The 22,433-nt window shown below is 48.4% G+C and carries 23 protein-coding genes; 12 read left to right on the top strand and 11 right to left on the bottom strand.

Annotation, left to right across the window (positions count from 1 at the left end; translation table 11 throughout):
* Positions 1 to 283: 283 nt before the first annotated feature.
* The gene (cobA, locus tag ACES2C_RS17975) at positions 284 to 1,027 is read left to right on the top strand and encodes a uroporphyrinogen-III C-methyltransferase (protein WP_374164443.1); all 744 of its coding nucleotides are present in this window, start codon (positions 284 to 286) and stop codon (positions 1,025 to 1,027) included.
* A 45-nt stretch (positions 1,028 to 1,072) separates the two neighbouring features.
* Here the strand turns inward: cobA and ACES2C_RS17970 are convergent, their stop codons facing one another.
* From ACES2C_RS17970 to ACES2C_RS17960, 3 genes are read right to left on the bottom strand one after another with little or no spacing between them, the layout of a single operon-like run.
* A complete protein-coding gene (locus tag ACES2C_RS17970) occupies positions 1,073 to 2,023 on the bottom strand; it encodes a glycosyltransferase family 2 protein (protein ID WP_374164442.1) in 951 nt (316 codons plus the stop codon).
* Positions 2,010 to 2,672 carry a lysophospholipid acyltransferase family protein gene (locus ACES2C_RS17965; RefSeq protein ID WP_374164441.1) on the bottom strand — a complete coding sequence of 221 codons (663 nt, stop codon included), beginning with the start codon at positions 2,670 to 2,672 and terminating at the stop codon, positions 2,010 to 2,012. Before ACES2C_RS17965 ends, ACES2C_RS17970 begins: the two co-directional genes overlap by 14 nt.
* Positions 2,669 to 2,896 (bottom strand): hypothetical protein, encoded by a 228-nt coding sequence (locus ACES2C_RS17960; protein ID WP_374164440.1) that lies wholly within the window; start codon positions 2,894 to 2,896, stop codon positions 2,669 to 2,671. The genes ACES2C_RS17965 and ACES2C_RS17960 overlap by 4 nt, the downstream gene beginning before the upstream one ends.
* A gap of 53 nt (positions 2,897 to 2,949) precedes the next feature.
* On the opposite strand from ACES2C_RS17960, the gene ACES2C_RS17955 reads away from it, so the two are divergent.
* The 4 genes from ACES2C_RS17955 (at position 2,950) to bioB (ending at position 7,419) form a co-directional block, all read left to right on the top strand.
* On the top strand, positions 2,950 to 3,558 hold the full coding sequence (locus tag ACES2C_RS17955) for a WbqC family protein (RefSeq protein WP_374164439.1): 609 nt from the start codon (positions 2,950 to 2,952) through the stop codon (positions 3,556 to 3,558).
* 146 nt (positions 3,559 to 3,704) lie between these two features.
* The gene (gene mgtE / locus ACES2C_RS17950; protein WP_374164438.1) at positions 3,705 to 5,054 is read left to right on the top strand and encodes a magnesium transporter; all 1,350 of its coding nucleotides are present in this window, start codon (positions 3,705 to 3,707) and stop codon (positions 5,052 to 5,054) included.
* Positions 5,055 to 5,142: 88 nt separating this feature from the next.
* Complete coding sequence (locus ACES2C_RS17945; protein WP_374164437.1) at positions 5,143 to 6,396, top strand: cation:proton antiporter; 1,254 nt, start codon at positions 5,143 to 5,145, stop codon at positions 6,394 to 6,396.
* Between the two features lie 27 nt (positions 6,397 to 6,423).
* Entirely contained in the window at positions 6,424 to 7,419 is a 996-nt protein-coding gene (bioB, locus tag ACES2C_RS17940) for a biotin synthase BioB (protein WP_374164436.1), read from the top strand.
* 127 nt (positions 7,420 to 7,546) lie between these two features.
* Here the strand turns inward: bioB and ACES2C_RS17935 are convergent, their stop codons facing one another.
* On the bottom strand, positions 7,547 to 9,682 hold the full coding sequence (locus ACES2C_RS17935; RefSeq protein ID WP_374164435.1) for an FUSC family membrane protein: 2,136 nt from the start codon (positions 9,680 to 9,682) through the stop codon (positions 7,547 to 7,549).
* 231 nt (positions 9,683 to 9,913) lie between these two features.
* Here ACES2C_RS17935 and ACES2C_RS17930 point away from each other — a divergent pair, with 231 nt between their 5' ends.
* The 6 genes from ACES2C_RS17930 to ACES2C_RS17905 are packed head-to-tail and all read left to right on the top strand — an operon-like array spanning position 9,914 to position 13,816.
* The gene (locus ACES2C_RS17930; protein WP_374164434.1) at positions 9,914 to 10,789 is read left to right on the top strand and encodes an STAS domain-containing protein; all 876 of its coding nucleotides are present in this window, start codon (positions 9,914 to 9,916) and stop codon (positions 10,787 to 10,789) included.
* A complete protein-coding gene (locus ACES2C_RS17925; RefSeq protein WP_374164433.1) occupies positions 10,789 to 11,205 on the top strand; it encodes an STAS domain-containing protein in 417 nt (138 codons plus the stop codon). Before ACES2C_RS17930 ends, ACES2C_RS17925 begins: the two co-directional genes overlap by 1 nt.
* The gene (locus ACES2C_RS17920) at positions 11,202 to 11,615 is read left to right on the top strand and encodes an anti-sigma regulatory factor (RefSeq protein WP_374164432.1); all 414 of its coding nucleotides are present in this window, start codon (positions 11,202 to 11,204) and stop codon (positions 11,613 to 11,615) included. Before ACES2C_RS17925 ends, ACES2C_RS17920 begins: the two co-directional genes overlap by 4 nt.
* Positions 11,608 to 12,612 carry an ATP-binding protein gene (locus ACES2C_RS17915; protein ID WP_374164431.1) on the top strand — a complete coding sequence of 335 codons (1,005 nt, stop codon included), beginning with the start codon at positions 11,608 to 11,610 and terminating at the stop codon, positions 12,610 to 12,612. Before ACES2C_RS17920 ends, ACES2C_RS17915 begins: the two co-directional genes overlap by 8 nt.
* Positions 12,613 to 12,617: 5 nt before the next feature.
* Positions 12,618 to 13,004: a hypothetical protein gene (locus tag ACES2C_RS17910; RefSeq protein ID WP_374164430.1), complete on the top strand. Its 387-nt coding sequence runs from the start codon at positions 12,618 to 12,620 to the stop codon at positions 13,002 to 13,004.
* Positions 12,986 to 13,816 carry a sensor histidine kinase gene (locus ACES2C_RS17905; protein ID WP_374166982.1) on the top strand — a complete coding sequence of 277 codons (831 nt, stop codon included), beginning with the start codon at positions 12,986 to 12,988 and terminating at the stop codon, positions 13,814 to 13,816. The genes ACES2C_RS17910 and ACES2C_RS17905 overlap by 19 nt, the downstream gene beginning before the upstream one ends.
* 10 nt (positions 13,817 to 13,826) lie before the next feature.
* Here ACES2C_RS17905 and ACES2C_RS17900 read toward each other — a convergent pair whose 3' ends face one another.
* The 3 genes from ACES2C_RS17900 to ACES2C_RS17890 form a co-directional block, all read right to left on the bottom strand.
* The gene (locus ACES2C_RS17900) at positions 13,827 to 16,145 is read right to left on the bottom strand and encodes a penicillin-binding protein 1A (RefSeq protein ID WP_374164429.1); all 2,319 of its coding nucleotides are present in this window, start codon (positions 16,143 to 16,145) and stop codon (positions 13,827 to 13,829) included.
* 116 nt (positions 16,146 to 16,261) lie between these two features.
* A complete protein-coding gene (locus ACES2C_RS17895; RefSeq protein WP_374164428.1) occupies positions 16,262 to 17,002 on the bottom strand; it encodes a metallophosphoesterase in 741 nt (246 codons plus the stop codon).
* 2 nt (positions 17,003 to 17,004) lie between these two features.
* Positions 17,005 to 17,748, bottom strand: coding sequence for a nucleotidyltransferase (locus ACES2C_RS17890; protein WP_374164427.1), 744 nt, complete (start codon positions 17,746 to 17,748; stop codon positions 17,005 to 17,007).
* A gap of 287 nt (positions 17,749 to 18,035) precedes the next feature.
* Between ACES2C_RS17890 and ACES2C_RS17885 the strand changes: the two genes are divergently transcribed.
* Positions 18,036 to 18,416, top strand: coding sequence for an SRPBCC domain-containing protein (locus ACES2C_RS17885; protein ID WP_374164426.1), 381 nt, complete (start codon positions 18,036 to 18,038; stop codon positions 18,414 to 18,416).
* A gap of 72 nt (positions 18,417 to 18,488) precedes the next feature.
* On the opposite strand, the gene ACES2C_RS17880 is transcribed toward ACES2C_RS17885, so the two are convergent.
* From ACES2C_RS17880 to ruvB, 4 genes are all read right to left on the bottom strand, one after another.
* The gene (locus ACES2C_RS17880) at positions 18,489 to 18,932 is read right to left on the bottom strand and encodes a tail fiber domain-containing protein (protein WP_374164425.1); all 444 of its coding nucleotides are present in this window, start codon (positions 18,930 to 18,932) and stop codon (positions 18,489 to 18,491) included.
* 129 nt (positions 18,933 to 19,061) lie between these two features.
* On the bottom strand, positions 19,062 to 19,385 hold the full coding sequence (locus tag ACES2C_RS17875) for a hypothetical protein (RefSeq protein ID WP_374164424.1): 324 nt from the start codon (positions 19,383 to 19,385) through the stop codon (positions 19,062 to 19,064).
* A gap of 116 nt (positions 19,386 to 19,501) precedes the next feature.
* A complete protein-coding gene (locus ACES2C_RS17870; RefSeq protein ID WP_374164423.1) occupies positions 19,502 to 21,094 on the bottom strand; it encodes a peptide chain release factor 3 in 1,593 nt (530 codons plus the stop codon).
* A 138-nt stretch (positions 21,095 to 21,232) separates the two neighbouring features.
* Positions 21,233 to 22,258 (bottom strand): Holliday junction branch migration DNA helicase RuvB, encoded by a 1,026-nt coding sequence (gene ruvB / locus ACES2C_RS17865; RefSeq protein WP_374164422.1) that lies wholly within the window; start codon positions 22,256 to 22,258, stop codon positions 21,233 to 21,235.
* Positions 22,259 to 22,433: the final 175 nt, after the last annotated feature.

Raw genomic sequence — 22,433 nt, 5'->3', positions numbered from 1 at the left:
AAGGCGAACTGCGGTACTGCCCGCTGTGGCGGGCCGGCATGCGGGTTTAAGCAATACTTTCTGTCTCGTACCAGTTATGTACCACGCCTTCGTACAGGAAGGTTTCTTTGCACGAATGTTTCTCCTCGATATCGTGGATCTGATGCTAAGGTTCTCGGCTATAGATGAAAAGACGCCTCGGAGGGCTTTACTGATAGTCCTTTTCCCTGATCGCCTGAAGAATTGGTGCGGATCGAATGTTTTATTCTGATTTTTTAGCGGGAAATTGTATTTTCCGTTCTAAATGGCGGATGAGAAATTAGAAAAAGAACTGTATGTGGTTGGGGCAGGGCCGGGAGATCCGGAGCTTATTACGTTGAAGGCGTATCGCGTTCTGCAGCGGGCACGGGTGATCTTATATGATAACCTGGCTAACCAGGAGCTGCTGGACCTGGTGCCGGAGAGCTGCGAGAAGATCTATGTAGGGAAACGGCCATACGGGGAATACACTCCGCAGGAGCGCATCCATGAGCTGATCCTGGAGAAAGCGGATGAGAAAGGGATGGTGGTGCGACTGAAAGGAGGGGACCCCTTTATTTTTGGGAGAGGATTTGAAGAAATCCTTTTTGCCCGTGAGCACGGGATCAGTACCTTTTATATTCCTGGTATCACCAGCATGCAGGCGGCTGGTTTCGCCGATGTTCCGCTTACACACAGGACCCTGAGTGAGGGAATCTGGGTGCTGACAGGGACCAAAAAGGATGGAAAGCTCTCGTCGGACTTGCGCCTGGCGATGCAGAGCAATGCAACGGTGGTGGTGTACATGGGGATGAAGAAATTGCAGGAAATTGCCGATACCTATGTGAACGAAGGAAAGGGCGAGACCCCTGCTGCCATCATTCAGCATGCTACCCTGGCGCGACAGAAATCAGGGGCTGGGCGAGTGAAAGACCTTCCGGCTATTGCCGCACATCATCAGCTTACACATCCCTCGATCATCATCATCGGGGAAGTGGTCGGAATTCACTTCAATCCAGTATATCGCTGAAACGCTTTTTGCCTTTGCCGAAGAACTGCCATACGATGCTCTTTCTTACAAGTCCCGCGGGGTTAAACATCTTAAAGCTGGCGGGCCTTTTTTTCGGTTTGTTCCGAAACTGGCGAAGAAGGCCACGTGAGCTTTGTTGATCGCCCGTGCGTGTTTGACTTTACCATCGGCAAGGAATTTAAGCAGGGAGATGAAGTCGAGCCAGAAGCGGATAAACAGGGTAAGCACCGCCTGTCCTAAAGGAAGATTTTTCTGAAGCATGAACAGGTTATTGCGGAAGTTGAGGTACGTTTTATAAGGGTTTTCTGCTTGCAGGGTTCCCCCGCCAATGTGATAGACCGTTGAGATGGGGTAATACATGATCTTGTATCCCAGGTTTTTAAGTCGCCAGCACAAGTCGATCTCTTCCATGTGAGCGAAAAAGTCAGCATCAAAGCCACCGGCTTCCAGCCAGCATGTTCTTTTGATGAACAGGGCAGCACCTGAGGCCCAGAAAATCTCCCCTGGCACATCGTATTGTCCCGAGTCTTCCTCTACCTGATCAAATATACGCCCCCGGCAAAAAGGGTAGCCAAACTGATCAATAAATCCTCCTGCAGCGCCTGCATATTCGAAGCACTGGCGTCGGGCATAGTCTTTTAATTTGGGCTGGGCTGCAGCGATATGCGGGTCGCTTTCCATCATCTGAATGACGGGCGTGATCCACCCCGGTGTTACTTCAACGTCGGAGTTAAGGAGCACAAAGTAATCAGCCTCCACGTGTTCGAGTGCTGCATTATAACCTCCCGCAAAGCCAAAGTTCTCTTTATTCAGGATCAGCTCTACTTGCGGGAACTGCGATCTTACAAACGCAACGGAATCGTCTGCAGAGGCATTGTCGGCTACGATAATCCTGAGCTTAGGATAGCCCGACGCAAGGACAAAGGGGAGGAACTTTTGGAGGTAAGCCTTACCGTTCCAGTTGAGGATAACAACGGCAACTTCAGGAATGTTCATGTTGTGCAGGTCGGTTATTTTTCCATCTCTTGTGTGACCACAGCCAGAGCTCGGGCCGCTTTTGAATAATGCCCTCTAGCATGCGCGTGTGGGTCTCGGTGATTTCGTTTTCGGCGGTAGCGTTCGGAGTTTCTGTGAGGGTGGTGAATGTAGCTTCGTAATAGCCCCTCTTCAGCCGGTTGATATGGCCAAAAACGACAGGTGCATCCATCATCTTTGCTATTTTTTCCACGCCCAGGAATACTGCTGTAGGCTGGTTCAGAAATGTGGTCTGATAATGGGCAACCTGCCAGACCGGGGTCTGATCTCCCAGAAATACCGTCCAGTATGCCTGCCCCTTGTGACGCAGGATGGACCGCAGTGTGAGCTGCATGGGCACTAAAAGAGCGCCAAATCTTGATCTCACCCGATTCAATATATCTTCAAAGGTTTTATTTGTCTGAGGCTTGTAGACGATCAGACAAGGCTCCTTAAAGCTGGCAGAGAGGGTAAGGGACCCCCATTCCCAGTTTCCGTAATGGGCGGTTACGAGCATAACCGGTTTCCCGTGTTCAAAGTGCTTGCTGATCTCTTCCGGGTTGTTCAGTCTCAGTCGCTTACAGGCTGATCTTTTTGACATGGAAGCCATCTTGATTGACTCGACCATCATGTCGGAAAGCCAGTGGTAGAACTTTTTTCGATGCTGGTGATCTCGGCTGCAGACTTTTCGGGAAACGAATTCTTCAGGTTGTTCTGAACGACACTCCGGCGGTAGCCGACTGCATAATAGATAATAACGTAGATGACATCAGCCAGCAGGTAAGCTATCGGAAAGGGAAGCAGTGAAATAAGAAAGAGAGGATATTTTGCAAGGCTTGTAAGAACCTTCTTCATCTGTAATTATTATCGTTAATTTCGCCGGATAAATTACAAACATAGTATATCGCATGCATAAAGGAGCAATTTTTCCGTTATTTTATCTGCCGCCAGTGGAGGTTTTCAGCAGGATGAAGAGGCAGAAGGAGAACATTCTGCTCGAGCGGTTTGAGCACTTTCCGAAGCAAACCTACAGAAACAGAGGCCTCATTCATAGTCCTCAGGGGAAGCTGGCGCTGATCGTCCCCGTAGTAAAGGGCTCTAAAGTTCATACGCGGGTAAAGGATGTCAGGATAAGTTATGATTTTGACTGGCAGCGGCTTCACTGGATGAGTATACAGACCTCTTACCGCAGTTCTGCTTATTTTGAGTTTTATGAAGACGGGCTGGCTCCTTTCTACGAAAAGAAATGGGAGTTCCTCTTCGACTATAATGAGGAGATGTTTCGCTTGCTGCTTCGCTATCTGAAACTCGATATTTCTTTTTCGTATACCGAAAGTTATGAAGAACAGTACCCTGATTTCGACGACTTCAGGCAGTTGATTCATCCAAAGGTTGAATCAACTGTTGATTTCACTCCTTATTATCAGGTGTTTGAAGATCGGAACGGCTTTATAGCGAACCTCAGCGTGATCGATCTGTTATTCAGTCAGGGGCCGCAGAGCGCCTCTTTTCTGTAAGAACATAAAATCGCTACTGACGAACAATCTTGCTGATTTTTCGTAGAACAGTTTAAAGAAGAATCTTGCCCCTTTTCTGTTAACCCAGGGTTAAAATATGGGCTGGCATGACAGGAAAAGGGATACATTTACTATTTTAGCGGGCCATGCAATCTTTTGAGCTGAACAAGACGGATATTCAACGTATCAGGCAGGCGCTGGAGGAGGATGAGAATGTCCTGAAGGCATTGCTTGAGGAATATCACGCCTCAGAGATTGCAATCCTCTTTGAAAGTCTTCCTGAGGAGTCGCGCGAAAGGATTATCAACATTCTTCCGGCTGAGATCGCTTCTGAGGTCATCTCGGAAATGGACGCCGAAACTCACCCGGAGAAACTTCTTGAAAAACTTCACCCTGAACGCCGGTCGGAGATCTTTGAAGAGCTCGACTATGACGATGCAACGGACATCATCAGTCAGCTGCCGGAAGAACGTCAGAATGAGATCCTGCAGGACCTTGATGCAGAGGATGCCAGTCATATCCGTACGCTGCTAAACTACGAAGAGGATACGGCAGGGGGGCTGATGAACACCCAGGTGATCAAGGTGGATAGCAGCCTGACGAAGAAAGAGGCAATTGAGGAAATCATCAGACAGTCGGAGGAGATGGAGGAGTTCTATACCATTTATGTGGTTGACGGTTCTGACCATCTGAAAGGCATTGTATCGCTGAAGGATATTATCAAGTCTAAGAATACAGTTCACATCAGGGAGCTGGTGAACGACGACTTTGTGTATGTAAAGGCTAATACCGATCAGGAGGAGGTAGCAAAGCTGCTTTCGCAGTATAATCTTACCAATATTCCGGTTGTTGACGACACGATGCACCTGCTGGGACGAGTGACGTTCGACGACGTGATGGACGTTCTGGAGGAAGAGAATACGGAAGACATCCTGAAGATCTCTGGGGTGTCGGAAGATGAAGAGCTTTCGGGTAACTGGAAAGAAGCGGTGCGCAGCCGTCTTCCATGGCTGGTGATTAACCTGGGGACGGCTTTTCTGGCCTCGTCCGTAATCCGGTACTTTGAGCCAACTATATCGCGGCTGGTGATCTTGTCGGGCTATATGACCATGATTGCAGGAATGGGAGGAAATGCTGCTACTCAGGCCTTAGCGGTAACGGTGCGTCGTATTTCACTGAACGACCTGACTGATAATCAGGCCTACCGCACCGTGCTGAAGGAAGTAACGGTAGGACTAATTAATGGGGCAGCCAATGGTCTTATCGTATTTATTTTTGCCCTGATTTATGACAGCAACCTCAAACTGGGGCTGGTAATCTTCCTGGCAATGACAGGCAACCTGGTTATTGCAGGCATTACGGGAGCCTCGATCCCCTTGCTCTTAAAGCGTGTGGGTATAGATCCCGCCATTGCTTCTTCTATTATCATTACCACCTTTACCGACGTTTTTGGCTTCCTTCTTTTGTTAGGCCTGGCCAGCAGGCTGCTGCTGTAGAAGGTAATAGTGACCTCGGGGCGACTCAGGTAAGGGACAACTGCAGGCGACTGAGAACAAACCGGCCAAGTTCATTGTAAGATATACGATGAATACATTTGTTATAGAGCTCCTTGTTGTAGGCCTGGCTGCTTTCGGCATGGCGTGGATGCCGGCGGTCACAAAAAAGACAGGCATCTCGTATTCGATTATCTACGTGGCAGCTGGTTTTTTACTATACAAAGCGTTTGATATATTCCCTACTCCCGACCCGCTCCGCAAGGAAAACTATGCGGTACACCTCACCGAGCTGATGGTGATCATCTCGCTGATGGGCACGGGGCTGAAGATAGACCGTGCATTTTCTTTCAGGCAATGGAAATCGCCATTTCTGCTTGTCAGCATTACGATGCTTTTGTGTATTGCGGCAACATCATTTTTAGCATACCATTTTTTGCACTTCGATATTCCCACATCGGTTTTACTGGGCGCAGTGCTTGCACCTACTGATCCGGTTCTGGCTTCAGACGTTCAGGTAGGGCCGCCTCATGAGACCGAACGGAATGAAGTCCGTTTTGCCCTTACTGCCGAGGCGGGGATGAATGATGGAACCGCCTTTCCGTTCACGTGGCTTTCTATTGTTGTTTTTGGGATGGTGTACAAAGGGGAGGGCTCATTGTTCGACTGGCTTTGGATGGATTTTTTCTATCGTATTGTAGCAGGCGTGGGCTGCGGCTTTTTAGTAGGAAGGGCCATCGCCTGGCTCGTCTTCTATCTTCCGAAGAAAAAGGCCTTTATTGAAGTGAGAGATGGTTTTGTTGCTCTTTCTGTCACCCTGATTGTCTATGGCCTCACGGAACTGGTGCATGGCTACGGTTTTATTGCGGTTTTTGTTGCTGCTATCACGCTGCGGAACTATGAACTTCATGATAAGTATCATACGCGTCTGCATTCTTTCACTGATCAGATTGAGCGAGCAATGCTTGGCATCATCCTGCTGCTTTTCGGCGGAAGTCTTGCGACGGGAATCCTTGAGGCTCTGACATGGCCTCTTGCACTGTTCGGCATTGGCTTTTTGTTTGTGGTCAGGCCAGTGCTGGGGCTTGTCTCTTTACTACCACTCAAACTGAGTTTCAAGGAAAAGTCGGCTATTAGCTTTTTTGGTATCCGCGGCATTGGATCGTTCTTCTATCTGGCCTTCGCTCTCAGCAAGGCCGACTTCCGCTTTGGCGATGAATTATGGTCCACAGTATCCTTTGTGGTCCTGGTTTCGATCCTTGTTCACGGCACCACCGCTGCATTCGGAATGAAGGCAGTAGAAAGCGAATATGAGGAAAATGGAAAAACAGATGATTTATCCTAACTTTGGTGCCGAATATCTTTTAAGATTATGATAGAGATCAGACACGACTGGACGAAGGAAGAAATTTCTGAAATTTATAACAGCCCGCTGCTCGACCTGATATACCGGGCGGCCAGTATTCACAGGGAGAATGCCGACTATGGCGAGGTGCAGATCAGCAGTCTGATTTCGATCAAGACGGGAGGCTGCAGCGAGGATTGTGCGTATTGCCCTCAGTCGGCCCGCTATAACACAGGCGTAGACGTGCATGCGATGCTGTCGGTCGCGCAGGTTACAGACGCGGCCCGGAAAGCTAAGGAAGGAGGCGCCTCTCGTTTGTGTATGGGAGCTGCCTGGAGAGAAGTTCGCGATAACCGCGATTTTGATAAGGTGATCGACATGGTTAAGGCTGTGAATGAGCTCGACATGGAAGTGTGCTGTACACTAGGAATGCTGAACGAGCAGCAGGCTCAGCGCCTGGCAGATGCCGGCCTCTATGCATACAACCACAATCTCGACACTTCTGAGGACGACTACAAAAGAATTATCACTACGCGTACATACGAGGATCGCCTCCGCACCATAGAGAATGTGAGAAAGGCGAAGATCTCAGTATGTAGCGGGGGAATAATAGGCCTCGGAGAGACGGAGGAAGACCGGGTATCGATGCTTCATACGCTCGCTACAATGCCCAGGCACCCCGAGTCTGTGCCTGTTAATGCATTGGTTGCGATCAAAGGTACTCCCCTGGAAGATCAGAAGCGGGTTTCTATATGGGATATGGTCAGGATGATTGCCACGGCGAGAATTATCATGCCGAAGAGTGTAGTACGTCTGTCGGCAGGACGTAACGAGATGAGTGTAACAGAGCAGGCGCTGTGCTTCATGGCAGGGGCTAATTCTATATTTGCGGGGGATAAGCTTTTAACGACGCCTAACCCTGAATATAACGAAGATATGCAGATGTTTGAGCTGCTGGGCTTGAAACCACGGGAAGCATTTAAGAGCGGAAGGCCTCAGAGGCAGGCGCTGCAGGATGCTTAACGTTCAGTACGACTTTAAAAAGGGCTGGATCAAAACTGATTGCAGCCCTTTTTTTACCCTTGCGGTAACCGGTATCTTTTTGGTTGCTACAGCAACAGCACAAAAATACGCGGTGGCCTCTGTTCATTTATTCGTCTTCCGTAAAGCGGTGGGCCGTCTTCAGCAGGTCGCCGGCAGTCTTGTTCACGAATTCGAGCTGCTCCGAGATGAGCTTGCTATCAGTAGGATCCTCTCTGAGGGCAGGCGGGGCATCTGTGATGTGAAGGTCCTGCTCGCTGAACTCAGGATCGTTTTCATTGCTAAGTACCGTAATAGCTTCGCAGAGCTGGTACAGTGCTTTTCGCATGAGCCTGATGTGAACGGGATTGATGTAACGCGTGTCGCTGTACCGTACCGAAGCAATCAGTGTCGCGGTGTAGGATGACAGCATATGGCTCAGTACGATGAATTTGCTGACCTCCCTGACATTTTTTTGCTTGCTTTTGGGTTCAGAAAGCATTCGCTGAAACGCTGAGGCTGTATTAGCCGTGCTGACGTATAGCTCCTTCCTGATTAGCTTGTAATCGGTGATATTAAAATGCCTGCCGGTGAGTCCTTCGGCCACTTTCATGAGATAGTGGTAGTTGGCAATCAGCTGCTTTCGCATATAGCTTTTAAGCTGGGGGTATTCCCAGGAAGGGAAAAGGAAGTAGCTGGCGAGAAAGGCGATAAACGAGCCGATGAAGGTGTCAAGGATCCGTTCTCTTGCAAGACTTAAGTCTCCCATTCCTATGAAGCTGAACATCAGTAGAATATAGGGTGTCATAAAGAGGACGCTCACTACGTAGTTCAGGCGTTGAAAACTGTAAGTCCCCAGCATAAAGATGAGCAGGAAAATGAAGCGTACGGTATGGTCGTGCACATAATAGACAATGAGCGCGCCCGCTATGCCACCCACGAGCGTTCCGATCAGCCGCTGGTAGTTTCTCTGCTTGGTCAGGCTGAAGCCGGGCTTCAGGAGAACGAGGATCGTGAGGAGTATCCAGTAACTATGATGTCCTAAAGGCAGCAGTTTAGAAACAAGATAGCCGATGACTGAGACGATTGCAACTCTCAGCGCATGCCTGAAAATGGCGGAGTTGAAGCTGATATTCTCTATGAATTGTTTCGGATCGAGGTTTTGGCTGGAAACAAAGCGGCCAAGGTCTTTTTCGTTGCTAATGCTTACTGTTTCGAGCTTCTTATGGCTGAAGTAGCTGTAAATGGTATTAATGCGACTGATGATATTTCTGATGTTGATGAGGATCTTCTTTAGCACAAAATTGTTTTCGACCTCGTCTATCTTAAGCTTGAGGCTTTCAAGCTGCGGCTGAAAGTCCTGGGTGAGCCTTGGCCGCTCGTTGGCGTTGATATCGTAGCCCAGGTCCTCCAGCTGGCGGGCAATATTGAGCAGGATCCTGTTAAAATCTTTGAGGACACCCGCCTCACCATACTGCGTCCTGATGGCCCGGTAATCGTAATGGGTAGCCATCGTTTGTTCAAAGAGATCGATTACGTCAAGGAAGACCAGCACCAGGAGCCGCGCCGTATTGGTGGGATCCTTGGTGAGCATCCTGTTTTTAAAGAGGATCTCGCGCACCGTATCCTGCTGCTGATGCACAATGATCTGCTGGTCGATCAGTTTTCTGTAGGTGTCGTCGAAGTCGGCTTCCGTGTCGTAGAAATTGGCTTTCAGCTTGAGATAGTCGGCTATCTTATCGATGCATTCGCCCAGGGTATGCTGCGCGATGCGGTAGGGCCTGAACTGCGAAACGGCGAGGCTAAGCCCCATGTACCACACCCCGCCAGCCAGCAGGAAGCCGGTATATTCGAGAAGGGTCTTCGTTGAGAAATTCCGGTCGATGTTGACGATCATGACAATGAGAACGCCAGTGCCGATAGCAGAAGCTCTGTTTCCATAGATGTTAAACATGGAGAAGAAGAAGCTGAGCGCGAAGATCTCTGCGGCAAGAAGGAATGGATAGTCGTTGATAAACCCGGTCAGCAGAGAAACCAGTACCATGAAGAGAATGCTGAACAGCATTCCGTTCCTTTTGTGAATGACGGAGCCGGGGTTATCGGGAATACTGGTTGTGATAGCGCCCATCGACACAGCGATTCCCGTTTCAAGATGCCCGAGCTGGGACAGGAGGAGCGGGGGAAGGAGCACCCCTATTGAAATTCGTAATCCGTCGGAAAAATATTGACTGTATATAAAGTTTTTTATCTCTCGGGTTTGCTTCATACCTGTGTTGACAGTAACAGCGAAGATACTTATTAGTTCGCTTGTAATAAATACGGGCGCCCTATGCCTGAGCAGCGCTATCTGATGCAGGAAAATTAAAGCAGCGTAATATAGCAGGGTTGTTGAAGTTTTGTTATCTTAACAGGGCTTAAGAAAAAACTTTTTTTGTTAACTCTTATCCTATTAAGTAATCGTTTTAATTTTAATTTTACCCCCTAAAATAAAATACCGATGCAGGGAAACACGATTAATATTTTAAAGAAGAGGAGGAATGCGCTTCTCGAGTACTGGATGAACGCCCAGATGGCCGATGAGGGGCTTCGGGAGGATTTAATCAGTAACGAAGAGCTGCGAGCGTCTTCAGAGGAGCTGGTCGATACTTTGCTTTCTTCTCTTAGTGAAGAAACACTTACAAACACAGATTCTTCCGATTTTGACCCTGTTCTGGAGATTCTGGCAGGCATCTCGATAACGAGAGCAAGACAAGGCTTTAGTCCACGCGAGACGGGCCTGTTTGTACTCGGCTTAAAGGAAGCGCTTTTGCAGGTTCTCGGTGAAGAGCTAAAGGATACTCCATCTGAACTCTATGATGCGACCCTGAAGGTTTCCCGCATGATGGATAGCCTGAGCATCGTTACCTTCGAGACTTTCATCAAAGGGCGGGAAGAAGTGATCCTGCGTCAGACGGACGAGATGGCTGAAATATCTACTCCGGTGATCAGGGTCTGGGATGGGATTCTTGCGCTTCCGATCATCGGTACGCTTGACAGTTCGAGAACCCAGGTGGTGATGGAGAATCTGTTGCAGGAGATTGTTGAAACAGGAAGTGGTATTGCTATTCTTGATATTTCCGGAGTTCCTGCAGTTGATTCCCTAGTTGCACAACATCTTATTAAGACTGTAAGTGCCACCAGGTTAATGGGTGCCGAGTGTATTATCAGCGGAATCAGGCCTGAGATAGCACAGACAATTGTGCATTTGGGAATCGATCTTTCTTCGATCATTACCAAGGCAAGCCTGGCCAGCGCACTCCGTTTTGCTTTTGCAAATTTAAACCTGGAGGTGAGGAAAGTGAATAGGGAAAGAACTACTACACGTCAATTTTAATGGAAAAGATACCTATTCTCAGAATGGGACCTTTTCTTTTGGTAACCATTCAAGTGGACCTGTACGACCGGCTTGCGTTAAATCTGGAAGCAGATCTTGTACAGATGGTAAACAAAACCGGCGCTAGGGGTGTTCTCATAGACATTTCTGCGGTTGCCATTGTTGATTCTTTCATGGGAAGGATCATTGGTAACATCGCCAGCATGTCTAAGATTCTGGATGCTGAGACGGTAGTTGTTGGGATGCAGCCTGCTGTGGCTATTACACTTATTGAGCTCGGTTTGCCGCTCAAAGGGGTTCATACGGCTTTAAATGTTGAAAAAGGTATGAGCCTTCTCAATTCCATGATCCCGCCTGAACAGGATGAGGATGATTTGGAAGAGGAAGATGACTCCTATAGCTCCTATTCAGAATGATCATTCCGCTCTCTAAAGATACCATGCAGATAGTCCGGGACCAGGACGTAGTACCTTTCCGGAACAGGGTAAAGGAGAAGGCGGTAAAAATAAAGATGGGTTTAGTCAATCAGACAAAGCTGATCACGGCAGCCAGCGAACTCGTAAGGAACATGCTGAAGTATGCTAACGGTGGTGAAGTTGCGATCGAAATTGTATCAAAGGGACGCGAGAACGGCGTACGACTGGTATTTAAAGACAAAGGGCCGGGTATTCCGGATGTTGCAATGGCGATGAAAGACGGATTTTCTACCGGAAAGAGTCTTGGTCTTGGCCTGCCAGGCACCAAAAGGCTGGTGAGCGAGTTTGATATTAAAAGTGAAGTTGGAAAAGGAACCACAGTGACGATAATTAAATGGGTAAATGGTTGATGCCACACATATAAGCTTTCGCGCCGACGACAGAAGTTATTATTCAATCCTAAAGAAAGAGATCCGTTCCAGAGTGCTGGAGCTGGGATATAGCGAGAAGAAGATAGGGGAGGTTGACATCATCGTTTCAGAGATGACTTCAAACCTTTCCAAGCATGCGGTAGACGGAGAGATCCTCTTTGGTGTATTTACAGGGGAGGCTGAGTATGTGGAGGTGATCAGTATTGATAACGGACCCGGAATGAGCGACCCCCAGCGGATGGCACAGGATGGTGTATCGACAACAAACACGCTGGGCCATGGTATTGGCAGTATCCGGCGTCTTTCAGACAACTTTGATCTCTACAGCCAGCGCGGCTGGGGAACGATCGCCTTGAGCCGCGTATACAAGGCTGAGATGAAGTCTAAAGGTCGTTTCGTTCCCGATCTCCGGGCATTAGTAGTGGCAAAGCCCGGCGAGAAGGTAAGCGGAGATGGCTGTTATTATAAAACGAGCGGCGACCTGCTGAAGCTCCTTGTAGCGGATGGACTGGGGCATGGGGTTGAGGCGAATAAGGCGGTTAATGAAGCTGTCACGGCTTTTAAGGCATGCCCATATAATAGTCCGGTGGATATACTGCAATATCTTCATACTTCGATCAGGAAAACAAGAGGCATTGTTGGCACCGTTGCTGTCTTTAATTTTAAGACCAGGCAATGGCAGCTTGCAGGGGTTGGAAATATTTCTACCAAGATGATCAGCGCTCTTTCCTCGCGAAATTACATGTCTTACAACGGAATCATCGGTCATAACATCCCGAATTCGATGAAGAACCAGGAATATACAGTGGACGACTTTCATCAGATCATATTGTGCTCAGACGGCCTGAAGAGCCGCTGGGAGCCTAAGTATCCTTCAATCGGCAAACACGATCTTTCTGTTCTTGCCGCTGCTCTGTATAAGGACTTTGCCCGGCGGACGGACGATATGTCGGTAGTGATTGCCAAAATTAGTTAAACAGGATGACTGAGCTAGTAACAGTGACGCTGGAGAATGAGATGGATCTCATCCTCGCTTATAAAAAGGCGATTAGGGTGGCAGAGAGGCTCAACCTGACCATTTCTACCCAGACAACTTTCGCTACGGCTGTATCGGAGATCTGCAGGGGCATCATTGAAAAGACCGATTCAGGGAAACTAAGTATCGGCCTGATGCAGGACGAGGTGAGATATTCACTGGCGGCAAAGATAAGCTACGACCGCGACATTTCGTACGGAGCGGGAGAGGAGGGGTTTCTGTACGCGCAGAAGCTATTGCCTCACATCCAGATCGTCAGTAATGAGGAACGGCCGGCGGTTGAGCTGAAGATTGGTCTCCCCGTTCTGCAAAGATCAACAAGGCCCGGATAACTCACCTGTCTGTCCTTTTTAACGAGGAGGAGGCTTATACTCCCTACGAGGAAATTAAAAGACGGAACAGCGAGTTAAGCCAGGCTGCGGTTGAAAGAGATAAGGAACTCCGCGAAAGCAAGATCATCAATGAGCAAAAAACTGAGTTTATCTCCATCGCCAGTCATGAGCTGAAAACTCCGGTCACCATTATTAAAGCGTATGCCCAGCTTGCTATCGCTGCCGGAAAAGATCAGGCCTCACCCATACAGACCTATCTCAACAAAATTGAAACGCAGGCTACCAAGCTTACCTTCCTTATTCAGCAATTGCTCGACGTTTCAAAGATTGAAAGCGGGAAGTTCGATTATAAGATGGAGACTGTAGATCTTCAGAACTATCTTCAGGATGTTCTGAACCAGATCCAATACACCGTTCCAAACCATGTGCTTGAAGTCAGTCTCGACTGCCGCGTCAATCTGAAGCTCGATAAGCTGAGGATAGAGCAGGTCTTATCAAATATAGTTGGCAACGCAGCGAAGTATTCGCCCGCTAACTCCCTGATATCGCTTAAGGCCTGGCAAAAGGATGAGGGCCAGGTGATTGTATCTGTAAGCGATAGTGGAATTGGTCTCTCTGCCGACAACCTTGAGAAGATTTTTGAAAAGTTTTATCGCGACTCAGACGTCGTACGCAAATTTTCGGGGCTTGGCATGGGCTTGTACATATCGTCCAAAATTGTTCATGGCCATGGAGGAACGATATGGGCGGAGAGTGCAGCAGGCAAAGGCGCAACTTTCAGCTTTTCGCTGCCAGTTGAGCAGACTGTCTGACTGATCACCTTTACTTCTTTTTTTCTGTCTTAGGGGTCTGTTCGTCAGCTGGCTCCTCTTTTTTCTTTTTCTTAAAGATACCCAGTCCTTTCTTAAAGATGCGTTTGAAGAACGACTCTTTTTTCGGCTTTACTTCTTCCGTTGGTTCCGCTTCTGGCTCATCAGGAATGAAGGACGGACAATCAAGACGGGCTTTGAGGTCCTGAGAGATGCCGTCAAAGCGACTGAAGCGGTAGCCGGAGAAGGCATTCTGCCTGCCCAGGTTGAGCATGAAGTTCGCCCATACCGGCATTGCGGTACGTGCTCCCTGTCCGTACTCCAGTGTGCGGAAATGTACCGCCGGATGCTCAGCACCAACCCACACGCCGGTGATCAGGTCAGGGGTGATCCCAATGAACCACCCGTCGGCCTGGTTTTGAGTTGTTCCTGTTTTTCCTGCGATTTCCATACCCAGCCCGTATTTTTTTCGTAAGTCATTTGCACTTCCCTCGTCAATTACTCCCTTCAGTAGTTCAAGCATGATCGCTGCATTCTGAGGCGACAGGGCCTGACGAGAAACGGAAGATTGCTGCTGCAGTAAAACATTATTCCTGGAGTCGGTGATAGAGGTGATATAAAGCGGCTTCACCAGCCGGCCATGATTGGCGAACACCGTGTACGCATTCACCATTTCGAATAGTGACAGGGCTGCACTTCCCAGAGCTATTGAAGGTACTTCAGGGATATCACTTTCAATGCCCAGACGGTGTGCAAGGGCAACAGTAGGCCTGATTCCGGTACGCAGGATGATCTGCGCAGAGATGGTGTTCACTGAGTGGCTCAGAGCTCCCTTCATTGTGTACTTGCCGCCATATCCGCCGCTTGAATTTTGCGGTGACCAGTTTTCATACTGGGGGTAGGTGATCCTCTTATTTTCGAAGTAGCGGCATGGATCAATGCCCTTCTGTATGGCGGCCGCATAGACTATCGGCTTAAAAGTTGACCCGGCCTGCCGCTTCGATAGTACATGGTCGTACTTGAAAAAGTCGAAGTTGATACCGCCTACCCAAGCCTTGATGTGACCGGTTCCGGGTGCTATCGAAATGAGCCCGGTGTTCAGGAAACGCTGGTAGTACCGCACCGAATCAAGAGGTGTCATCGTTTTCTTTGCTGTTCCCGACCAGGTAAAGACCCTCATAGGCACCGGCTTTCTGAACTCCTTCATGATCTCGCTTTCGGATAGCCCTGCGGCCGAAAGCCTCTTGTATCTTTTAGACTGGCGTATGGCGGAGCTAATTACGCCTGTGTTGCTGCCCCAGGGATTAGCACCCCGCCAGTGTTGAAAAAACAAACGCTGCAAACGACTCATCTGACTCTTTACCGCCAGCTCGGCCTGCCGCTGTATCCTGGAATCAATGGTTGTATAGATCTTTAGTCCGTCCGTATAAAGATTGTACGGCTGTCCGTCTTCTTTTTTCTGCGAGGCGCACCACTTGACAAGCTCCTGGCGGAGCTGCTCGGTAAAGTAGGGGGCAAGAGAGTTTGTAACTTGTCTCTTCTTCACGTTGAGCGTCAGGGGAAGACCCTGGAGTGAGTCGGATACACTTTTAGGGAGATGGCCGTTTTTTGTCATTTGCCTGAGTACAAAGTTGCGGCGCTCGACAGCTTTGCCGGGATTCCGTATGGGATTATAGGTAGTATTGGCCTTCAACATGCCTACCAGCACTGCCGCGTCTTCAGTACGGATTGACCTGGCAGTGCTGCCAAAGAACACTTCAGCCGCGCGCTCCATACCGAAAATATTTCCTCCCATAGGGACCGTGTTCATGTACAGTTCGAGTATTTCCTCCTTGCTGTAGATCGATTCCAATCGGTTCGCTACAATCATCTCTCTGACCTTGTTGATGAGCGTGCTGAAGTGCCGGTGTTGTTGCCTGGGATAAAGGTTTTTAGCCAGCTGCTGGCTGAGCGTACTTCCTCCTCCTGAATCAGCATCGCCCAGCAATAGCGTCTTGACGAAAACACGCAGCAGACTCCTGAAGTCTACGCCCCTGTGTTCATAGAAGCGAACATCTTCCGTGGCTATTAAAGCAGCGATGAGGTCTTTTGAAATATCGTTATAGTCAATGTTTGTCCGGTCCTGTATGTAGTAGCGGGTCAGCAGCACGCCATCGGCAGTATAGACCTCTGATGCGGTACTGTTGCGTTTCCCTTTCAGTTCCGGCAGGGAAGGGATCTCGCCAAAAGCGCCCGTATAGATTGCAAAGTAAAAGGCCGCACAGCATAAAGCCAGAAGAAGTACGATGGCAACGATACTTTTAAAAATAAACCGGAAAGAAAAAAACTTCATTTCGTGTCAGTTAACGCCATCCTGATGCCTGTTAAACTTTGTATGCAACAAGAGCTAAAAGTGGCAGCAGGATAGCGGAACAGAAGATTGGACGTATCAGCTATTGATGTTAAAAGCTATACTTCCAGGATGTAAAAAGGGAACTCGTATCCCGCTTTAACTAATAGCGGTTTGGCCACGTTGAATACTTTCACACCACCATTGGTTGCACCTTCGAGCTGACCGACGTGGGCGTGACCATGAAAGGCTGCCACTACATTTCGCCTGCTCAGTGGCTCAGCCAGGCGTGAGGAACCGAGAAAGGGAAAGATCTGCTCCGGTTCTCCAATTACTGTTTCCTTTATGGGCGCGTAGTGAAGAACGGCGATCTTTTTGATGTTTTCGTGCTCCTGATCCAGACGTGCGAGTGCCCGGTCCAGTCGCAGAGCTTCATCGACAGCTTCCTGTACAAAAGCTTTCATGGCCCCCTCTCCAAACATGGAGAGCATGTGCCCGTCAAAGCCTCCTCCAAAACCTTTTACTCCTGCAAAGCCAATTCCATGAACTACTACTGCTTCGCCGTCGAGCATGGTTACATTGTTGTTCTGCAGGATCTGTCTGATCAGTTTATGCCGCCCTTTTTCGTGGTCATGGTTGCCTAAAACGCCAATCACCGGGATTGAACACGACTTTAATTCATCTGCCAGTACCTGCGCTTCTCCCTCGTCTCCCGTGTCAGTAAGATCACCACAGATCAGCAGGACGTCAGCCTTCGCCGATACCTCCTTAAAGCAGTCGGTCCATTTTCCTTTATCTGATTCTCTCACATGCACATCACCCACGGCCGCGATACGTACTTTCTGATTTTCTTCAGCCATTATTATACGGTTTTTATAGTGGTCACTTTATAATTCCATTCTTTAATGTCTACCTGATATTGCGTCTGGTCAATAATAGGACCCCGGCACACTTTCTCAACCGCAGACGGAAGGTCATATTGTTCGTGAGCACGCCGCATCAGCTCATCAAAGAGCCATTTTGGAATGATCTCATGGTAATCCGCGGGATAGACAAACTGAAAGATGAGGATCTGCGCCAGCAAAAGGTGCCAATGCTGATCCAACCGGAAGAGCAGGCGGTTCCAGTCGATGTTCTTGCCGTATTTAAGCAGTGTGTGGTTGATGTCGGCGCTGTCATATCGCTCCCGGTTTTGAACGTAAATCTTGCACCAGATCAGTTCTTCGGCAGGCAGGAACTTAACCGGTACACCTGCAAACTCGCCGTCAGTTGCATGTTCGTACCAGGTATCGTCTACAGTACAAATGTTGTTTACGGTATCGAAGATGATGTCGATAAAGTACTCGCCCTTAAAAACCTTTGCCAGCCATCTCACATCGGTTAACTGGGTTTCATATCCTCTTTCAGCAAAAAACTTAAGGATCCTGGGGTATTCGCTGGGTTTGCAGAACACGTCGAGATCTTTGGTGTCTCTGTATAGCCCTGTATATTGAAACATGGCAAAGGCTCCGCCAAGCATGAAATTTGCGCCGCTCTCGTGTAGTAATTGCAGCGCTTCTTTGTAAAAAGCCTCCGCTTCTCGTTTTTGTTCTTCAGTTTCTATCATGTAGTTTAAGGTATCTGTAATCGTTTTAATCTGTAGGATATAAACGGCAAGACGGTTTAATATGTTTGGAATGCCCATTAAAACATGGGAAGATAAAGGGCAGCGCAGGATGAGTGCTGAAAAGAAAAGACTGAAATATGAGAAATGCTTCCTAATTTAGCCACTCTTTATGTGCCTGTAAGGTAATATAAAAAAACACTCATGATCTGTGCTCTCAAATGGGGGATGAAAGCTGAATGAATGTTCTTTGCGGCCATTTAAAAGAAATACAGGTTTACAAAAAAGTTATGAAGGATTATAAGAAATATTACATCGTTCCTGCTTCGCCCGAAGAGGTCTACCTTGCGCTGACTAATCCGGCTACTATCCACCTGTGGACGGGAGAAGAAGCGGAAATGTCAACTGAACCCGGTTCGGAGTTCTCCTTGTGGGAAGGAAGCATTTCAGGAAAAAACCTTGAGTTTGAGGAAGGCAGGAAAATTGTGCAGCAGTGGTATTTCGGCGATCAGAAGGAAGAGTCTATTGTTACCATCAAACTCCATCCGCATAAGAATGGCACATCGGTGGAACTGAGGCATACCAATATTCCGGATGATGATTACGACGACATTACTCAGGGCTGGGACGGAGCCTACTTTGGCGCCCTTCAGGAATTCTATGAGGGGTAAAAAAGGGGAGGAGTACCACTCCTCCCGCTAAAAACTAAACTAAATATATAAGTATGCGACTATTGGATATGCCTATTTGGAGGCCATTGACTTTAAGGAGCGTACTTCTTCCTTAAGCTTTTCAATTTCTGCCTGCTGTTCTTTGATCGAACCCACCAGGACAGGGATCAAACTTTCGAGGTCTACGTTCTGTACTGCCGTAGTTCTGAAGGCATTTTTTCCGGCAGGAACCATTTTGTTCTCCGTTTTTACAATTGCCGGAAGTACTTTCTGAACGTCTTCGGGCAGGAATCCGAACTGCCTGCCCACCGGAAGGTTCATTTTCTTGCGTTCATCGGCATTGTATTTAAATGAAAGCGGCTCCAGCTGCGAGATATAAGACAGCGAGTTTGTTAAAGGCTCAACATTAGTTCTTAATGTACCCTCATTGTTTTTAACCTGTGCATTGACGGCAGTAGCGCTCAGGGCTACGAATGCAAAAAGCGCGATACCAAATTTTAAATTCAGCGTTTTCATAATTAATCAGTTTAACTGATGTAACAATATAATATGTGGATGAAGCCGGCTTGCAGGCCAGCCTTAAATCATAATAGCAAAACTAGCACCGTGTTTAACGGGCCCCGTCGCGACCGATGGTCCTGACGATTACGACCTGTTGGGAGGAGGAGTAGGTACGGGGGGATAGAACAAATGCAGGGAAGCCTGGTCTTCAACCACCTGCAGATTCAGGTTGTGAAGTGACGATGGTGCATCCCACTGATAGGCGTAAGAACAGGGCCAATACTCCTTCACGGAGGGCTCTTTGCTGTTCTCAGATTCTTTTGACGATGTATTCTCAGCTTCCTTCTGGATCAGCTCTTTGCTGAGCTCGGTTTTTGAGATAATTAAGGGCAATACAGAAACCTCCGCCTTTTCGAGGACGGCCAATGTGAAAAAGAAAACAAGCAATTGCCTTACAAAGGTTTTCATCTGTCAACAATCTGGTTTCGTGATGCAAAGTTATTAATATAAATCAAAGGGGAGGAAGATTGTTTTCAGCTTGACCTGAAAATTACAATCTTCCTCCCCGAGTAAATTTATAGGTCTTAGCCGATCTTTTTAAATTCTGAGGTGGTATGGAACTCGACCTCCGGAAAGTCTCTTTTTGCAAGGTTGATGGCCCAGTCATTATCAGCAAGGAATACAGGGTTTCCATCTTTATCGAAGCCGATATGCGAAGCGCGTCTTCTCATAATCTCCTCAAGGTCTTTTCTGTCTTTAGCGGTTATCCAGCTGGAACGGGAAAAGGAAAGCGGCCTGAATGCACATTTAGCGCCATACTCATGCTCCAGACGGAAGTTGATCACTTCAAACTGCAGCGCGCCAACTGCCCCTACTATCTTACGGTTACCAGGCTGCTGAATAAACAGCTGGGCCACGCCTTCCTCTGTAAGCTGCTGAATTCCTTTTTCAAGCTGCTTTGTCTTCATCGGGTCGCGATTCTCAACCTCTTTAAAGATTTCAGGCGAGAAGCTCGGAATTCCTTTGAACTGCAGTTTTTCTCCTTCAGTAAGGGTGTCGCCGATCTTAAAGTTGCCACTGTCATACAGTCCCACTACGTCGCCGGGCCATGCTTCCTCCACCAGTGTCTTGTCATTGGCCATGAAGTCCATGGGATTGGAGAACTTAAACTTCTTATCCTGACGGGTATGGTAGTAGAACTTGTTCCGTTCGAACTTTCCCGAGCAAATCCTGAGGAAGGCAATGCGGTCGCGGTGCTTGGGATCCAGGTTTGCGTGGATCTTAAAGACAAAGCCGCTGAAGTCTTTCTCGTCGGCGTATACCATTCTTTGCTCAGCCTCACGACTGTAAGGGCTCGGTGCGATGTCAATAAAGGTATCGAGCAGCTCTCGGATACCAAAGTTGTTAATGGCACTACCAAAAAACACAGGGGCAAGAAGTCCCTCCAGGTAAAGGTCTTTATCCAGCTCGCCGTAAATTCCTTCGATTAGTTCAAGGTCACCCTTCAGCTTCTCCAGCGGTTTCTCCTGCAGATACTGACTCAGTACAGGGTCATGAAGATCCCTTGCCTGAATCACCGGCTCGCTGATCTTCGTCTTATCGGGCTCAAATAGATTCAGCTGGTTATCGTAGATGTTGTACACCCCTTTGAAGGTATAACCTTGCCCGATGGGCCAGGACTGAGGACATACACTTATCGTCAGTTTGGTTTCAAGTTCATCCAGCAGGTCGAAAGGGTCTTTCCCCTCGCGGTCCATCTTATTGATAAAAATGATGACGGGAGTGTTGCGCATGCGGCATACTTCCATCAGCTTTTCTGTCTGCTCCTCAACCCCCTTCACGCTGTCAACCACGAGGATTACGCTGTCGACGGCAGAAAGCGTGCGATAAGTATCTTCAGCAAAGTCTTTGTGACCGGGGGTATCCAGGATATTGATCCTTTTGCCCTTATATTCAAATCCCATAACAGAAGTGGCAACCGAGATACCTCTCTGCTTTTCGATTTCCATAAAGTCGGAGGTGGTATTCTGGTTAGCCTTGTTCCTTTTCACGGCGCCCGCGGTGTTGATAGCACCTCCGAAAAGCAGGAACTTTTCAGTAAGCGTAGTTTTACCGGCGTCAGGGTGACTAATGATTGCGAAGGTCTTTCTTCTTTCTATTTCGGGATGACGATTCATATTAATAACAGTGAAAGCAGGCCTTATGGGCACTGCTGCGAACAGGACAGTGTTTCACTGCGGCCTGTTTATTTGCGGGGGCAAAGGTAGCACTAAAGCGCTATAATTCATACAGCTGTGCGCTTATTTCCTCTGGTATCAGAAGAGCGTAGGAGCGCCTCCTGGTTTCATCTTGCCCAGATGGCGATAGGCGAGGTCTGTTACTTCCCGGCCTCTGGACGTCCGCATTAAAAAACCTTCCTGAATGAGGAAAGGTTCGTAGACCTCTTCAATAGTGCCTTCATCTTCTCCAACTGCCGTGGCAATTGTTTTTACTCCTACTGGGCCTCCTTTAAACTTATCCACAATGGTGTTCAGGATCTTGTTGTCCATCTCGTCGAGTCCGTGCTCGTCTACATTCAGGGCATTCAGTGCGTAGCGGGCAATCTCCGTGTCAATGCTTCCGTTGCCCTTGATCTGAGCAAAATCGCGCGTTCTCCTCAACAAGGCGTTGGCTATACGGGGCGTTCCCCGGCTTCGGCGCGCTATTTCATAGGCGCCCTCATCAGTGATCGGCGTTTTCAGGATAGAAGAAGAGCGCAGAACGATGGTAGTGAGTAGCTTAGCATCGTAGTACTCAAGCCTTGCATTAATTCCAAATCGGGCTCTCAGGGGGGCCGTCAGCAATCCGGATCGGGTAGTAGCTCCTACCAGCGTGAAAGGGTTCAATGAGATCTGCACAGAGCGGGCATTCGGCCCAGTTTCGAGCATAATGTCGATCTTAAAATCCTCCATGGCTGAATAGAGGTACTCCTCTACGAGAGGACTCAGTCGGTGGATCTCATCGATGAAGAGAATGTCGCCCTGATCCAGGTTGGTCAGAAGACCAGCAAGGTCACCGGGCTTGTCTAGTACAGGACCGGAGGTGATTTTAATGCCTACTCCCATCTCGTTGGCGATGATATGGGAAAGCGTGGTTTTCCCAAGTCCCGGGGGGCCGTGCAGCAGTACGTGGTCTAATGCTTCCCCTCTCAGCTTGGCTGCCTGGACAAAGACCCGCAGGTTGTCGAGTATTTTTTGCTGACCTGTAAAGTCTTCAAATGCCTGCGGACGCAGCACTTTTTCAATCTCGCGCTCCGTTGGACTAAGTCTTGAGGCTTCCGGGTCTAAATTCTCGTTTAACATCTTGCAAAAATAGAAAAATCTTTCCTCGCCCGGCTGCCCGGGCGAAGAAAGAGATGCTCATTCAGTTTTGCCTTGGGTATGAACAGGTAAACGAAGGCGGTCTGTTTTTTAAGAAAGAGCGGCTCATTAAGTTTTTCCCCGAGAAGACGATCAACGAAGCACTAAACATGTGCAC

The organism is Arcticibacter sp. MXS-1, assembly GCF_041902385.1.
Taxonomy (GTDB): Bacteria; Bacteroidota; Bacteroidia; order Sphingobacteriales; family Sphingobacteriaceae; genus Arcticibacter.
This window is presented reverse-complemented; position numbering and strand designations above follow the sequence as displayed.

Excerpts from the sequence above, each read along its gene's own strand:
- cobA (WP_374164443.1), top strand. The coding sequence starts at position 284 with ATGGCGGATGAGAAATTAGAAAAAGAACTGTATGTGGTTGGGGCAGGG.
- ACES2C_RS17970 (WP_374164442.1), bottom strand. The coding sequence starts at position 2,023 with ATGAACATTCCTGAAGTTGCCGTTGTTATCCTCAACTGGAACGGTAAG.
- ACES2C_RS17965 (WP_374164441.1), bottom strand. The coding sequence starts at position 2,672 with ATGATGGTCGAGTCAATCAAGATGGCTTCCATGTCAAAAAGATCAGCC.
- ACES2C_RS17960 (WP_374164440.1), bottom strand. The coding sequence starts at position 2,896 with ATGAAGAAGGTTCTTACAAGCCTTGCAAAATATCCTCTCTTTCTTATT.
- ACES2C_RS17955 (WP_374164439.1), top strand. The coding sequence starts at position 2,950 with ATGCATAAAGGAGCAATTTTTCCGTTATTTTATCTGCCGCCAGTGGAG.
- mgtE (WP_374164438.1), top strand. The coding sequence starts at position 3,705 with ATGCAATCTTTTGAGCTGAACAAGACGGATATTCAACGTATCAGGCAG.
- ACES2C_RS17945 (WP_374164437.1), top strand. The coding sequence starts at position 5,143 with ATGAATACATTTGTTATAGAGCTCCTTGTTGTAGGCCTGGCTGCTTTC.
- bioB (WP_374164436.1), top strand. The coding sequence starts at position 6,424 with ATGATAGAGATCAGACACGACTGGACGAAGGAAGAAATTTCTGAAATT.
- ACES2C_RS17935 (WP_374164435.1), bottom strand. The coding sequence starts at position 9,682 with ATGAAGCAAACCCGAGAGATAAAAAACTTTATATACAGTCAATATTTT.
- ACES2C_RS17930 (WP_374164434.1), top strand. The coding sequence starts at position 9,914 with ATGCAGGGAAACACGATTAATATTTTAAAGAAGAGGAGGAATGCGCTT.
- ACES2C_RS17925 (WP_374164433.1), top strand. The coding sequence starts at position 10,789 with ATGGAAAAGATACCTATTCTCAGAATGGGACCTTTTCTTTTGGTAACC.
- ACES2C_RS17920 (WP_374164432.1), top strand. The coding sequence starts at position 11,202 with ATGATCATTCCGCTCTCTAAAGATACCATGCAGATAGTCCGGGACCAG.
- ACES2C_RS17915 (WP_374164431.1), top strand. The coding sequence starts at position 11,608 with ATGGTTGATGCCACACATATAAGCTTTCGCGCCGACGACAGAAGTTAT.
- ACES2C_RS17910 (WP_374164430.1), top strand. The coding sequence starts at position 12,618 with ATGACTGAGCTAGTAACAGTGACGCTGGAGAATGAGATGGATCTCATC.
- ACES2C_RS17900 (WP_374164429.1), bottom strand. The coding sequence starts at position 16,145 with ATGAAGTTTTTTTCTTTCCGGTTTATTTTTAAAAGTATCGTTGCCATC.
- ACES2C_RS17895 (WP_374164428.1), bottom strand. The coding sequence starts at position 17,002 with ATGGCTGAAGAAAATCAGAAAGTACGTATCGCGGCCGTGGGTGATGTG.
- ACES2C_RS17890 (WP_374164427.1), bottom strand. The coding sequence starts at position 17,748 with ATGATAGAAACTGAAGAACAAAAACGAGAAGCGGAGGCTTTTTACAAA.
- ACES2C_RS17885 (WP_374164426.1), top strand. The coding sequence starts at position 18,036 with ATGAAGGATTATAAGAAATATTACATCGTTCCTGCTTCGCCCGAAGAG.
- ACES2C_RS17880 (WP_374164425.1), bottom strand. The coding sequence starts at position 18,932 with ATGAAAACGCTGAATTTAAAATTTGGTATCGCGCTTTTTGCATTCGTA.
- ACES2C_RS17875 (WP_374164424.1), bottom strand. The coding sequence starts at position 19,385 with ATGAAAACCTTTGTAAGGCAATTGCTTGTTTTCTTTTTCACATTGGCC.
- ACES2C_RS17870 (WP_374164423.1), bottom strand. The coding sequence starts at position 21,094 with ATGAATCGTCATCCCGAAATAGAAAGAAGAAAGACCTTCGCAATCATT.
- ruvB (WP_374164422.1), bottom strand. The coding sequence starts at position 22,258 with ATGTTAAACGAGAATTTAGACCCGGAAGCCTCAAGACTTAGTCCAACG.